16 protein-coding genes, 1 tRNA gene and 1 other annotated feature are annotated in these 12264 nt (G+C 41.8%); of the genes, 7 read left to right on the forward strand and 10 right to left on the reverse strand.

The features are described from left to right. Nucleotides 1–6: 6 nt before the first annotated feature. The 4 genes from ACGTIC_RS13265 to ACGTIC_RS13280 form a co-directional block, all read right to left on the reverse strand. Nucleotides 7–900 carry a molybdopterin-binding protein gene (locus tag ACGTIC_RS13265; RefSeq protein WP_113856298.1) on the reverse strand — a complete coding sequence of 298 codons (894 nt, stop codon included), beginning with the start codon at nt 898–900 and terminating at the stop codon, nt 7–9. Then, entirely contained in the window at nt 897–1709 is an 813-nt protein-coding gene (locus ACGTIC_RS13270) for a hypothetical protein (RefSeq protein ID WP_257536549.1), read from the reverse strand. Before ACGTIC_RS13270 ends, ACGTIC_RS13265 begins: the two co-directional genes overlap by 4 nt. Before the next feature lie 196 nt (nt 1710–1905). Next, on the reverse strand, nt 1906–2799 hold the full coding sequence (locus ACGTIC_RS13275) for a LysR family transcriptional regulator (protein WP_113856300.1): 894 nt from the start codon (nt 2797–2799) through the stop codon (nt 1906–1908). 59 nt (nt 2800–2858) lie between these two features. Further along, nucleotides 2859–3098: a helix-turn-helix domain-containing protein gene (locus ACGTIC_RS13280; protein ID WP_113856301.1), complete on the reverse strand. Its 240-nt coding sequence runs from the start codon at nt 3096–3098 to the stop codon at nt 2859–2861. A gap of 164 nt (nt 3099–3262) precedes the next feature. On the opposite strand from ACGTIC_RS13280, the gene ACGTIC_RS13285 reads away from it, so the two are divergent. From ACGTIC_RS13285 to ACGTIC_RS13295, 3 genes are all read left to right on the forward strand, one after another. After that, complete coding sequence (locus ACGTIC_RS13285) at nt 3263–3637, forward strand: helix-turn-helix domain-containing protein (protein WP_113856302.1); 375 nt, start codon at nt 3263–3265, stop codon at nt 3635–3637. A gap of 149 nt (nt 3638–3786) precedes the next feature. Next, nucleotides 3787–4293 carry a Cys-tRNA(Pro) deacylase gene (gene ybaK / locus ACGTIC_RS13290; protein ID WP_113856303.1) on the forward strand — a complete coding sequence of 169 codons (507 nt, stop codon included), beginning with the start codon at nt 3787–3789 and terminating at the stop codon, nt 4291–4293. After that, entirely contained in the window at nt 4286–4945 is a 660-nt protein-coding gene (locus tag ACGTIC_RS13295) for a uracil-DNA glycosylase (RefSeq protein ID WP_059075647.1), read from the forward strand. Before ybaK ends, ACGTIC_RS13295 begins: the two co-directional genes overlap by 8 nt. A 149-nt stretch (nt 4946–5094) precedes the next feature. Here the strand turns inward: ACGTIC_RS13295 and ACGTIC_RS13300 are convergent, their stop codons facing one another. Beyond that, nucleotides 5095–6519: an FAD-binding oxidoreductase gene (locus ACGTIC_RS13300; protein WP_059075646.1), complete on the reverse strand. Its 1425-nt coding sequence runs from the start codon at nt 6517–6519 to the stop codon at nt 5095–5097. Nucleotides 6520–6972: 453 nt separating this feature from the next. Then, nucleotides 6973–7233: a binding site (T-box leader), on the forward strand. Between the two features lie 94 nt (nt 7234–7327). Here ACGTIC_RS13300 and ACGTIC_RS13305 point away from each other — a divergent pair. The 4 genes from ACGTIC_RS13305 to ACGTIC_RS13320 all read left to right on the forward strand — a co-directional run bounded on the left by ACGTIC_RS13305 (nt 7328) and on the right by ACGTIC_RS13320 (nt 9449). Continuing rightward, complete coding sequence (locus ACGTIC_RS13305) at nt 7328–8326, forward strand: bile acid:sodium symporter family protein (protein ID WP_201784354.1); 999 nt, start codon at nt 7328–7330, stop codon at nt 8324–8326. A gap of 198 nt (nt 8327–8524) precedes the next feature. Then, complete coding sequence (locus ACGTIC_RS13310; protein WP_113856304.1) at nt 8525–8863, forward strand: hypothetical protein; 339 nt, start codon at nt 8525–8527, stop codon at nt 8861–8863. Between the two features lie 30 nt (nt 8864–8893). Further along, the gene (locus ACGTIC_RS13315) at nt 8894–9274 is read left to right on the forward strand and encodes a hypothetical protein (RefSeq protein WP_113856305.1); all 381 of its coding nucleotides are present in this window, start codon (nt 8894–8896) and stop codon (nt 9272–9274) included. Between the two features lie 101 nt (nt 9275–9375). Next, nucleotides 9376–9449 (forward strand) — tRNA-Gly (locus ACGTIC_RS13320). Nucleotides 9450–9533: 84 nt separating this feature from the next. Here ACGTIC_RS13320 and ACGTIC_RS13325 read toward each other — a convergent pair. The 5 genes from ACGTIC_RS13325 to ACGTIC_RS13345 form a co-directional block, all read right to left on the reverse strand. Next, entirely contained in the window at nt 9534–9827 is a 294-nt protein-coding gene (locus ACGTIC_RS13325) for a hypothetical protein (RefSeq protein WP_257536550.1), read from the reverse strand. 72 nt (nt 9828–9899) lie between these two features. Next, on the reverse strand, nt 9900–11015 hold the full coding sequence (locus tag ACGTIC_RS13330) for an RNA-guided endonuclease TnpB family protein (protein ID WP_394522390.1): 1116 nt from the start codon (nt 11013–11015) through the stop codon (nt 9900–9902). Nucleotides 11016–11139: 124 nt separating this feature from the next. After that, nucleotides 11140–11325: a HEPN domain-containing protein gene (locus tag ACGTIC_RS13335; RefSeq protein ID WP_113856580.1), complete on the reverse strand. Its 186-nt coding sequence runs from the start codon at nt 11323–11325 to the stop codon at nt 11140–11142. Between the two features lie 16 nt (nt 11326–11341). Continuing rightward, the gene (locus ACGTIC_RS13340; protein WP_059075643.1) at nt 11342–11683 is read right to left on the reverse strand and encodes a nucleotidyltransferase domain-containing protein; all 342 of its coding nucleotides are present in this window, start codon (nt 11681–11683) and stop codon (nt 11342–11344) included. Between the two features lie 231 nt (nt 11684–11914). Next, on the reverse strand, nt 11915–12244 hold the full coding sequence (locus tag ACGTIC_RS13345; protein ID WP_059075642.1) for a hypothetical protein: 330 nt from the start codon (nt 12242–12244) through the stop codon (nt 11915–11917). Between the last annotated feature and the right edge of the window lie 20 nt (nt 12245–12264).

Genomic DNA, 12264 nt, shown 5'->3' on the forward strand with positions numbered 1-12264 from the left:
TAATTATTAGTGATGATGATTTTTTGTTTTCCATTTATTTGCTAAAACACCTGCTAAACAGTCTGCCAAATGCATTTTATCCCAATTTTCACGTAATCCTTTTATTAAAACAGGCATTGCCAATTCCACTTCATCATGTGGGCCTGGCAAAGAAATCATTGTACTCAAACCCTCTGTTCCAACTCCGATACGAACTCCATCCTTTACATGGCGACCTGTTCCTTTTTTAAATTTGACAATATATGGAGTCGCTGCATTTTCATCAATAGAATGAATTGCTTCTACCGTCTTATCTTTATCTTCAGCACCAACTCCACCGCTTGTTATTAGTAAGCCAAAGCCACGATTCAAAGCATCTTCAAGTTTTTCTTTTATGTCATATAAATCATCTGACATTATTTCTCCTATCGTCACCTTGAATCCTTCGTTTTCAAGTAATCGTTTTATATACGGCGTATTAGTATCTTCTATCAATCCTTGTTGCAATTCAAAGCCTGTTGGAAATACAATTGCCCGATGCAGTACATTATTTTTGATTTCCGAAGTCATAGTATCCACTGTATTCAACAGTTCTCTTTCTTGCTCATCACTGAGATTTGCACAAATTTGACCTAAAATGCCATTAGAATGGATATATGTATCTTCATATAAGGTAACTCCCTGTACAGACTGCAAAGCATTCAAGATAGCTTTTTCTTTACCCAAAAAATTTTCTTGTGGGATTTCCTGTACTAAAACATCAAAGGTAATATGTTGTGGACGGACATCAACAACCATGACTTCTCCTTTTCGGAGTCCTAAAACACCTGCAACAATATCAGCTAATTCGGTTAAATTTACATCATCGAGTGTGATGTGATTTACCCATAGTTCAGTTTTTTTCAGAAGATTCATACTCATAAAGTGGCTTCCTCCTGCACAACATCTAATTTCATGTCTAATAATGGAGCATCTACAATTTCTTTTCCTATGCATAAGACATCGATAGGTTCATTAATTAATTCAGGAATATCCCGGATTCTAATTCCTTTTGCGTAGCCAATGACAACTTTACCTGCTTTTCCACATTTAAGCACAGTATCATAACAGCAACGCACATCTTCCAACTTACCAGTATCAATCATTAAAGTATGACAATTTCCCCTCAATGCCATTTTTGTTTCTTCTTCAATAGTTCCCGTCAATCCCTTTATCTGCATAACTATCTTAGAATCAGGAAAAGTTTGACATGCTTGTATAGCTGCAGGAATAGAGCCAAACATACGGATAAAATTTTTATCAATATAAACCATCGGTTGATTGCAAATTCTAAATGTTGCGCCTCCTGCTACAACTGCAGATCGCACTAAATGTTTAATCTCCATGGGCATTTTTTTCCACGAACCTGAACAGATAGTAAAGTGATGATTAGCTAATTGAACTGCCGTAGATGCGGCTGTAGCAATACCAGACGCTTTAGCCAGAGTTCCAATTAAACATTCTTCCGCAATGGCAATTTGTTTAGGTGTACCTGTCAAGTGGGCAAACACTTCATTATGGTTTAGTAAATCTCCCTCTTTTTTGCATATTTTTAAACTAACACCAATTTCATCTGCTACTGTATAAGCTACATTGACTCCGGAAAGTATTCCGCACCGTTCAGCAGTTAATACTGCAGAAAATTTCTTTTCCTTTATTTTAAAAAAAAGAGTATCTCTTATATCATTCAATTTTTTCACTTCTTTCGTTGTAATTAGCATTAATCAGTTCATGCGTTTTAATCCTTTTTCGTATGTTTTCTTGTAATTAGTATAATACGATTTCCTCTTCCAGAAAATTTATAAACTTTAAAACCACTTTTAATTTTTTTTATAACATAACTAAAAAGTCTTCTTTAGATGTAAAGAAGACTTTTATCTAAAACCTTTATTTTTTATTTTTAATGTATGTTTTTGTGCATTTTATAAATGCGTTAGCAACATTTGAGCAATCATTAAATGATTTTACAGCCAAAATAATATCTGTCATTAATGCGGGAATCAACGGTCTAGCAACCAGTCCAGGATGCATAGGTCTATTGAAATCCCACAACATTTTAGTAACGATACAGATACTATTAGTTTCCTCAATCATATGCAACATAATATAATTAGAATTTGAAGTAAAATTAGATATCGTTTTAATGTTTTCTTGATTTAAATATTTTCCTGCTGCAAAATCATACCCATGAGCAGATTTATACATCATCACATCTTCATGCCTTAACTGTTCAGCCGTTATTTTCTCTTGTAAAGCTAAAGGATTATCTTTAGAAAAAACTGCAACATAAGGATGTTTTTCCAAATTTATCCATTCACATTCAAAATAAGGAGATCTTGTAGTAATAGCAATGTCTGCAACTTCCGATTGAATCCAATCGGCCATAATTTTAGGACTATTTTCTTCTAAAATTTCTACTTCAACTTTAGGATGGAGATGACGAAAGGTTTGAACTATAGGCAAAATCAATGAACAAGTAGTGCTAGAAAATCCAACGATTCTAAGTTTTCCTGTATTATAACCCTTGACTTCTTCAAATTTTTCTTCTAACTTTTCTTTCATATTGATGGTTTTTAAAATATATGGATAAATTACCTGACCCTGTTTTGATAATTGCACCCCACGATTACTTCGCTGTAACAAATTAACACCACACTCTTCCTCAAGTGCACTCATCATCTGCGATACACCAGATGGAGTATATCCTAATTCATTTGCAGCAGCAGCAAAGCTACCTTTATCAATTACTTTTAAAAGTACCTCATATTTTCTAATGTCCATAGTAATTCATTGTTCCTCTAGAAAGTATAATTTTTATACAATATATCAAAATATCAAACCTACTTCTTCTTTTGTTGCTTATATGCGACAAAATTGCTAAAAAAAATTTCATTAACCTCATCATAATTTAAATCTAATAACCGTGCAATATAGTCCGCTTCTCTAATTGTAAATTCCGATCCAGTATCATTCATTTTTCTATAAAAAGTAGATCTATCAATTCCTATTTTCTTTGCTATTTTTTCTACATTCCATCCTTTTTCAATAATTTTAAATTTTAACATATTGATATTTACCATACTTTCGCCCCTTTGTCGCATTTTTGCGATTATTTAATTACAGTATATGCATTAAAAGCAACTCTGTCAACATTGTCCTTCTATCCTATCGTTCTATTTACATATTTCGTTGCAAGTATGCGAAAAAAATTGTATCATAAAATTATAAAGAGAGGTGTATAATAGTGGAGATTGGCACTCGTATAAAAACACTTCGTAAAGAAGCAAATCTTACAGTAGATGAATTAGCAAAAAAAATAGGTAAAAATAGAGCCACTATTTATAGATATGAAAATGGAGATATAAAGGATTTACCCATTAGTATTCTGGAATCGTTAGCCCTTGCTTTAAATACCACACCTGCTTATCTAATGGGTTGGACGAAAGACGTTTCTCAAGAATCTCTGTTCTCTCAAGTTTATATAAAATTATTGGAAAAGAATCCAGACTTATATGATGCAATAAGGCTGTATACGGCCCTTGACAATCTAGATAGAAGTGAAATACGTGGTGAAATGAAAGGAATGTTACATGCAAAAAAATATTATTTAATAAAGTAGAAATATCTAGTTGCATCTATGAACTCACAAAGTTCTCCCCCATCTCATTTTATTTTAATGTGCTTGTTCTTTATAGTATAATAAAATTCTGGAAATCCCTGTCTTCCTATGCTATAGTAGTATCGAAACAATAGATGGAGGAATGGGACATGGCAAAGGTGAAGAAGACGAATGTCATGCGCATTTTGGATAAGCATAAGATTGTGTACGATATTAAAACATATGCCTATACAGAAGACGATTTATCAGGCATCCATGCGGCGGCTGAGCTTGGAATGGATGCGGCCCGGTTATTCAAAACACTCGTCGGTAAGGGTAATAAAACGGGAATCGTCGTATTCTGTATCCCCAGTAACAGGGAACTGGATTTGAAGACAGCAGCTGCTGTCAGCGGTAACAAACATGTAGAACTGCTCCATGTCAAAGACCTGCCCGGTGTCACTGGCTACATCCGTGGCGGGTGTTCTCCCATTGGCATGAAAAAACAATTTCCAACGTATATTGATACATCTGCCGAGAATTTTGATACCATCAGTATCAGCGCCGGTCAGCGTGGAATCCAGGTACTATTGCCTGCCTCCTGTATCTGTTCGGTTACCGGCGCCGGTATAGCCAGTCTGACAGCAGATTATGGGGAGGCAAAGAACGATGAGTAATGACAAAATGCAAGATTGGCTCCAGGAGCTTATGAAGTGTGATGCCTGCAAATTACGCCATGAAGGAAACCGGGGGCCGACGCGCTATTCCGGAGATCCCGATTCACCGCTCATGTTCGTCGGCGAAGGACCTGGCGGCGTCGAAGATGAATACGGCGTTCCCCTCGTGGGCCCATCGGGCCAGCTCCTCGATAAGGCTCTGTGGAGTGTCGGTCTGACCCGGGACCATGTATATGTGACCAACATTGTCAAATGCCGTCCCAAAAATAACCGGACCCCGACCCTGGAAGAAGGGAAGGCCTGCGCCAATATTCATCTGGTGCAAGAAATCAAACTGGTACAACCAAAAGTCATCGTCTGCCTCGGTAAGGTAGCCTTCCAGTATTTTTATGGGCATACGGCCAGCATCATGCGCAACCGGGGAAAATGGTTCACCTGGCATGATATACCGGTCATGCCGACCTATCATCCGGCATTTCTCCTGCGTCAGGCTGGAAAAGACCTGGTTGAATCCAAATGGCAGGTATACTACGATTTCAAGGCTGCCGTAGAAAAAGCCGTAGCAGCCGAACCGGATTTCACCTATAAAAGTGAGGAAAAGCCAAATCTCCTTGCCCAATACGAAAGTCTCCGGGAAAGTCGTCATTTCTAATTTTCCCCCCCCGCATCTCATACTCATTTCTAAATCAAAATAGGTTGTCTCACAAAGCAACGTGGCTTTATGAGACAACCTATTTTTATCTTACCTTCTGCCGGAAGTGGTCAAATCGGGACACCTTGACAGCTGGTTTTATTGTATATTTATTCCTGAACGAAATCGCCTGTCATATCGACGAGTTTGCCCGGATTCATGATGTTATTGGGATCCAGTGCTTTCTTGATTGCTTTGATGACATGGAGTTCCGGAGCCGGCGTGCATTTAGCAAATTCATCCAGTTTCTTGAAGCCAATGCCGTGTTCACCAGACATCTTGCCGCCGAGAGCATATACACGGGGGAACAAATCACGATGGAAAGCTTTGATTTTGTTGAACCATTCTTCCGGAGAAAGGCCTTCTTTGTTCAGTGGCAGAACATGGATATTGCCATCACCGATGTGAGCAACGGTTACGCAATACAGGCCGTATTTTTCTCGGAGTTCCGGAATCTGTTTGGTGATATCGGGAATCTTATCGAGAGGTACGACGAAATCTTCCGTCTGGAACATTTTATCGACATCACGGGCTGCTTCGGCAAACTGTTTGCGCAGCGTCCAGATACGTTTATCGGCTTCGAATTCGTCGATAGAGCCATTATTTTCCGCCAGGTCACAGAGCAATTCCATCTTGCGGTCCGATTCTTCTTCGTTGAACGATTCTACCGTAACGATGACATAGTCGCATCCTTCATCAACATGAGGCATCTTCATATCGAGGAATTTACAGGTCATGACCAATGCTTCGTTGTCCATAAATTCGATACTGGTCGGATCAATACCAGCTTTCAGAATCTTATTCGGCAGGGCAAAGGCTTCATCATCAGTCTTGAATACGCAGACCATGTTGAATACGTAGGGAGCCTGAGGATAGAGTTTTACCGTAACTTCTGTGATAATGCCCAGGGTGCCTTCAGAACCGGCATAGAGCTGTTCCAGGCAAAGGCCGGTAGAACTCTTTTTCAGACGGGAACCGGCTTCTACAACTTCACCGGTCGGTGTGACGACTTTCAGGCTGTATACCTGATGACGGGTCGTGCCGTATTTTACGGCCTTGTTGCCGCCGGCATTATTGGCTACGTTGCCGCCAATCTGGCTGCTGTCAGCGCTGGAAGGATCGCCGGCATACAACAGGCCGTGGCGGGCAGCTTCACGCTGTAAATCCCCAGTGATGACGCCAGTCTGGCAGACGGCATACATGTTGTCCGGATCGAGTTTGAGTATTTTATTCATCCGTTCCAGTTCGACGACGATGCCGTGGTATACGGGGATAGCGCCGCAGGCAACACCAGAACCAGCCGAACGCGGAGTAATAGGAACGAGGTATTTATTTGCCAGTTTGACGATTTCTACGACCTGTTCCGTAGATTCTGGGAAAACGACAACTTCCGGTTTGCTGAAATAATGAGAATTGCCTTCTTCGTCTGTCTGATAGGCTACGAGGTAATCTTCATCAGTCTTTACCTGTTTAGGGCTCATTACGCGTTTCAGTTCTTCTACCAGTTCGGGTGTTACGGGATTAAAATGTGCCATGAGGAACACGACCTTTCTGTAATTTTGTAGTGGAATGTGCGACCAGAATGTCTATTAATTATTTAAGTTCACCCTTACAGCTCTTAGGCCATAGCCGTCGTGAACTTGATGTTTGACAGTATATCACGATGGCAACGTTTGTAAAGCCCTGATTTTTCTGCAAAAAGGTCTGCCTGAGGCAGGATAAATCCCATAATTTCAACACCTTTTACGTTTAACGGGCTGCTTAAAATTTGCTATATACTATTTACGAATTGTTATTATTCTTTTAGGTTATCGTACCGCTTGCTTTATTATTCTATAATAGGCCAAAATGAGAGAAAATAAGAAAAATCTGACTATCTGGTTCCATAGCATGCTTAATATGTTATGAAGATAAATTTTATAAAATCACTTTTTTCTCTCTTGACTTCTTCTCCCATGGTAGCGTATAATACGCATCAAGCAAACAACCAAACAGTGTTGATTGGGAAAAGTACTTACAGACCCTGACAGTACAGAGAACCTGCTACACGGTGAGAGGCAGGATGTAAAGACTATAAGGAATATCACCCAGGAGCTGCCAGCTGAACGCATCGCAAGTAAGCGTGGCCGATTGACAATCGTTACCTTGTCCGGCATTGAACGTCAGAGAAATCTTTCGGTGATGTCAGTAGAGTGGTCGTTCACGACAATAAGAGTGGTACCGCAGAGCTATAGCGCTTTGTCTCTTTCTAAGAGGCAAAGCGTTTTTTTTACTCCAGGTAAAAGCAATCAGCCGTTTGTTATTTGCAGCAATCTTACATTTTTTATTCGGAGGTATGTAATCATGATGAATTTTGTTACAAAAGTAAGCGGTTTCGTAGGCAAGAATCTTACCTGGCTCGTATTGCTCACTATCGTAGGCGGCTATTTCGTTCCCTCTGGTTTTACCTGGGCCGTCAAAAATACGGTCTGGCTCCTAGGCGTCGTCATGTTCGGCATGGGTATGACACTCCATGCATCGGATTTTAAACTCGTCCTTCAGCGTCCCCGCGAAGTCCTCGCCGGAACGGTCTGCCATTACACCATCATGCCTCTCGTCGCCTATGCGTTGGTCATGGTCTTTGGCCTGACTCCAGAACTGGCCGTCGGTATGGTTCTCCTCGGCTCCTGCCCGAGCGGCACGGCTTCCAATGTCATGAGCTTCCTCGCTAAAGGCGATGTTCCTCTGGCTGTTTCCATCACGACCGTATCGACACTGCTCGCTCCTGTCATGATGCCCTTCCTCGTCTGGGCACTGGCTGGTCAGTGGGTTACCGTTTCCTTCCTTTCTATGGCCATGACGGTCATGAAAGTCATCCTCGTACCGCTTGTCCTCGGTTTGCTCGTCCATCGTCTCGTCGGTGAAACTTATTTGGTACAGATGCAGAAAGTTCTCGTCCTCGTATCCGCTTTTGCCGTTCTTTCCATCCTCGGTGGTGTCGTTGCCGTCAATGGCGCAAAAATCGTTTCCCTCGGCGTCTTCATGGTCGTTCTCGTTCTCCTGCACAATCTCTTCGGTTTTGCTCTTGGGTATTTCATCACGGGAAAACTTGGCTTTGGCAAACGCCAGCAGCACTCGGTTACCCTGGAAGTCGGTATGCAGAATGATGCCCTCGCTCTTTCCATCTGCTCCATCTACTTTGCCCCGGCTGTCGCTATCCCGGCTGCTGTCGGCGCTGCTGTCCATCAGATCACAGGTTCCATGCTGGCCGGTCTCTTTGCCCGCAACATGGATAAATACGAAGCCCGTCAGCAGGCTGCTTCCATGAAAGAAGAAACAGCTCCTGCTCCGTCGGCTCATTAATCAGCTCCCCAGAGACGTTGTGACCTCGTGTCACAGCGTCTTTTTTTGTCCTATATATAGGTATTATATAAGGATGAAAAAAACAGTTCTGACACCGTTTTCAAAATTCATCGGTTTTGTGAAGGAAACGAAGCCACGTCGCTACCAAATTGTCACAATCAAATCGTATACTAATAAACACAAGAAGGAGGGATACATATGAAGATAAAACGCCTTATAGCTTTATCTATTACAGCCGCAGCGCTGGCAGGTGGTGCCGCGTTTGCACAAGATACTCATTTTGATGGCTATACCCACAATCCCATAGCCATGCATAACGATCAGCAGTCTTCTTTTTGGAATCAGAAAAGAGACTTGAAAAAAGAAGAACAAATCCGTAAGAAACGCGAACAGGAAGAAAAAAAGCGCATCGAACGGGAAAGGAAAGAACGTCAGCGGGCAGAAGCAAACCGCAAAAAGAAAAAGACCTACAAAAAACCGATGCCAAAGCCAAATGACCAGCATCGGCAAAATCAGCAAAACTGGCCTCATTTCTAACAGGCCGCACCACCTGAGGGGGAATATATCATGAAAACTTGGAAACACTATTTAGCTATTACAGCCGTAGTCACCACCTTGATGGGAGGCGCCGCATTTGCGCAACAGGCACCGCAGAATGCGCCCTGGCTGTACGGTCAGGACCAGCAACAGGTACAACCGGTACAGCGGGGGCAGGATGACCACAACCGTCAGCAGCCAGGCATAAACCAGCTGTCGGATAAACAGCAGTCGAAAGATACAAAAAGTCAGAAGAATCTCAAAAAAGAAACTGCCCCCAAAAAACAGACGGTGACAAAAGACAAAACAAAAGATATACAGAAAATCAAAAATACAAAAGAAACAGCCTCTCCTTATCAGCAGAATCAAACCCAGACATACCGCAACTATGCACCGGGCTACATCCGCTGATACCATGTATGACACCCCTGTTTTGTAAAGGTTTGAAATTCGGGTCTTTACAAAATGGGGGTTTACTGTTAAACTAATACAGTACCTATTATATGTTATATGCGGGTGTAATTCAGTGGTAGAATACGAGCTTCCCAAGCTTGGTACGAGGGTTCGATCCCCTTCATCCGCTCCATACGATGAGACGGCCCCATGAAGCGATATGTGCTTCATGGGGCCGTCTTTTTCTATTCTTTCTTTTACAGTTATAAAACAACATCTATTGAGAAATGCGCTTAACCAAATATGTTTCAACAGTATGGCAAAAATCAAGTGCCTTATCATATTGTTCTTTTGCTTCTAATTGTGAAACAATAAAAAAGTCAGCATAATCCGTGTTATTGCGAATCTGAAATGCCTGGCTAAGGTATTTAGAATACATTTTATCAAAAATTCCTGTTTTAATATATTCCTTTTGGAAATAAGAAATAACTCCAGCATGTTTTGTGAACGTACTCCCGCCTATAGAGGCGGGAGCTTCCTGCTTCAACGAGAACAGCGCTACTGACTCCAAAGAGTTGCGGCGGCTTACACTCTCTCCACAGGCGTAGATTCCCGTGCGACCCACGGTATTTTATGGATTACGTCAGGCTGATATTCGCCTGGCTTCTTCTCGGATATTGATGGCCGCGTTTTTATCGCGATTATGGTGACTTCCACATTTCGGGCAATCCCATTCCCTTACAGACAAGTCCTTGGTTTCGTGGTTCTGATATCCGCAAACATGGCACAGCTGGCTGCTTGGATACCACTTGTCTATCTTGATAAGCTGTTTGCCTTGCCAAGCCAGCTTGTACTCCAGCATGTTCGTGAACATATTCCAGCCATTGTCAGCTACGGATTTGCCAAAGCTGAACTTGCCACCCTTTTTCCGCTTTGCCATCGCTTTGACGCTGATATCCTCAATACCAATAGCGTCATAGTGGTCTGCGAGGTAGCGGGCCTTCTTATGCAGGAAATCCCGGCGTTGATTGGCCACTTTCTCATGGAGAATAGCTACGCGCAGCCTTTGTTTTTCGCTGTTGTGACTTCCTTTTTGTTTCTTGGATAGCTTCTGCTGCGCCGTAGCCAGTCTTTTCTCTGCCTTTCGCAGGAAATCGGGATATTTAGCATCCTCCTCATCGGAAGCCACATACAAGCCGTGCATCGCAAAATCCAGCCCCAGGAAGGTCTTCGGTATGACAGGGAATATTTGGTTTTCATACTCCACCAGCATACTGATATAGTATTTTCCTGATGGCGTCTGGCTGATGGTTACGGTCTTTATGATACTGTTCTCCGGCAAGGGACGATGCTGGCATAGTTTCACCCAGCCGACTTTCGGCAGTTTCACCTTATGGCCCTCGATTCGGACAGAACCCTTCTGGTTATTCGTGGAATATGAAGCACGGCTATTCTTCTTGGACTTGAAGCGCGGCTTGCCGAAATGCTTGCTGTCATTCCAAAAGTGGCTGTAGGCCTTATTCAGATTCATTTGGGCATTGGCAAGGGCTAAACTATCTACTTCCTTTAGCCAAGGGAAGTCTTCCTTGTACTGCGCAGGCGTATTATTCAGCTTTTGGCCGGTTTCCTTATAATAGTCAAGGCGGTCACTCAGCATCTTGTTGTAGATGAATCGGACACAGCCGAAGGTCTTGGCAAACATCATTTTCTGTTCCCTTGTCGGGTAGAGCCTGTAACGGTATGCCTTATTCACTATCATCACCTGCCTTGACTTTCCAAATCCTTTCACTCTTACTACTGATTATACTGCAAATCAACTTGTGAAGCCATTGTTTTTCTGATGGCATCGAGCCCTCAGAAAAACCTGCAATTCATCTCACCGCCTAAAGAGGCGGGAGACTTCTTGCAGAATCAGGTTTAAAATCTACACCATCCAGAGCCAAAACAGCTCTGACTGCTGTAAACATTGCATAATAAGATCTGCTAACAGAATCTTTATAACTCCTGCATTCCAGCAAAATAGAAGCAGCATGTAATTTTTCTTTCGCCATGTTTAACCTGTATCTCATTAACTCTACCCGGTTTTCATGCAACTACATTCACTCCCTCTTTTTTTATATTACGATAATAAGGAATATCATCTTGGTATTTCATATATTCGTCATAGGGGATAACTGCAGGAGAAATAATTGTTCCATATTCAAGCTCTAAATCAGCAGAAATATCCCACACTTTTTTTAACTTTTCCTGTAAATCCAGCCGTTCGCCATGTACAATGGCCACTAAATCAATGTCTGAATCTTCCGTATTATCCTTTCGTGAATAAGATCCATATAGTAGAATCTGATCAATGGCATCCCCAAAAGCTTGGTAATATGCATCTACCACGGCCTTAATAATTTTTTTTAATTCTATTTCTGAGCACATGGTATCATCACCTTATTAAAAAATCCAAGATAAATCTTGCCTCTTTAAAATCATTGTAACAAATATACCGGGTTTGTACAATATAAATGCACTTATCACCTATCCCGCAATTATGTTCACTGATTATAAAGTTCTGGTACATCGCATGTATACTTTTTCTGCAAACTCCCATCTATAAATGATACAACGAAAGGGACTGTCCATGCAACACAGTCCCTTTCGTTTGTATCCTTATTTCTTTTTACTCGTCTTTGGCGCCGTTTTGATGACGACGTTGCGGCCATCTTTGACGACTTCCAGGGAAATATCCCCTACACCGTCTTTATAATAAGCCATCTTGATATCGAGAAGAATAGCTCCGACCTTTTTTTGCAGATCATCGGTAAAAAACTGCTTGCGGAAATCTTCCGCCGTCTGCTGAGAAGCTTTCTTCTTTACGACAGGCCGCCGGGCCACCGTTTCTTCATCGTCCCAGTCAGCGGTTTCAAAGGTTACTTCTTCTTTTACTCCCTTGAACATGTCCTCCAGAGAACGGTTCTTGGGAATTTTATGTTTTGCCATGTATATTCACTCCTTATATG

The organism is Megasphaera hexanoica (assembly GCF_043520715.1).
Classification (GTDB): domain Bacteria; phylum Bacillota; class Negativicutes; order Veillonellales; family Megasphaeraceae; genus Megasphaera; species Megasphaera hexanoica.

Coding starts and splice junctions, on each gene's coding strand:
- ACGTIC_RS13295 (WP_059075647.1), top strand. CDS start 4,286: ATGAGTAATGACAAAATGCAAGATTGGCTCCAGGAGCTTATGAAGTGT.
- ACGTIC_RS13280 (WP_113856301.1), bottom strand. CDS start 3,098: ATGGTAAATATCAATATGTTAAAATTTAAAATTATTGAAAAAGGATGG.
- ACGTIC_RS13335 (WP_113856580.1), bottom strand. CDS start 11,325: ATGAGATACAGGTTAAACATGGCGAAAGAAAAATTACATGCTGCTTCT.
- ACGTIC_RS13310 (WP_113856304.1), top strand. CDS start 8,525: ATGAAGATAAAACGCCTTATAGCTTTATCTATTACAGCCGCAGCGCTG.
- ACGTIC_RS13305 (WP_201784354.1), top strand. CDS start 7,328: ATGATGAATTTTGTTACAAAAGTAAGCGGTTTCGTAGGCAAGAATCTT.
- ACGTIC_RS13330 (WP_394522390.1), bottom strand. CDS start 11,015: ATGATAGTGAATAAGGCATACCGTTACAGGCTCTACCCGACAAGGGAA.
- ACGTIC_RS13345 (WP_059075642.1), bottom strand. CDS start 12,244: ATGGCAAAACATAAAATTCCCAAGAACCGTTCTCTGGAGGACATGTTC.
- ACGTIC_RS13315 (WP_113856305.1), top strand. CDS start 8,894: ATGAAAACTTGGAAACACTATTTAGCTATTACAGCCGTAGTCACCACC.
- ACGTIC_RS13265 (WP_113856298.1), bottom strand. CDS start 900: ATGAGTATGAATCTTCTGAAAAAAACTGAACTATGGGTAAATCACATC.
- ACGTIC_RS13275 (WP_113856300.1), bottom strand. CDS start 2,799: ATGGACATTAGAAAATATGAGGTACTTTTAAAAGTAATTGATAAAGGT.
- ACGTIC_RS13340 (WP_059075643.1), bottom strand. CDS start 11,683: ATGTGCTCAGAAATAGAATTAAAAAAAATTATTAAGGCCGTGGTAGAT.
- ACGTIC_RS13300 (WP_059075646.1), bottom strand. CDS start 6,519: ATGGCACATTTTAATCCCGTAACACCCGAACTGGTAGAAGAACTGAAA.
- ybaK (WP_113856303.1), top strand. CDS start 3,787: ATGGCAAAGGTGAAGAAGACGAATGTCATGCGCATTTTGGATAAGCAT.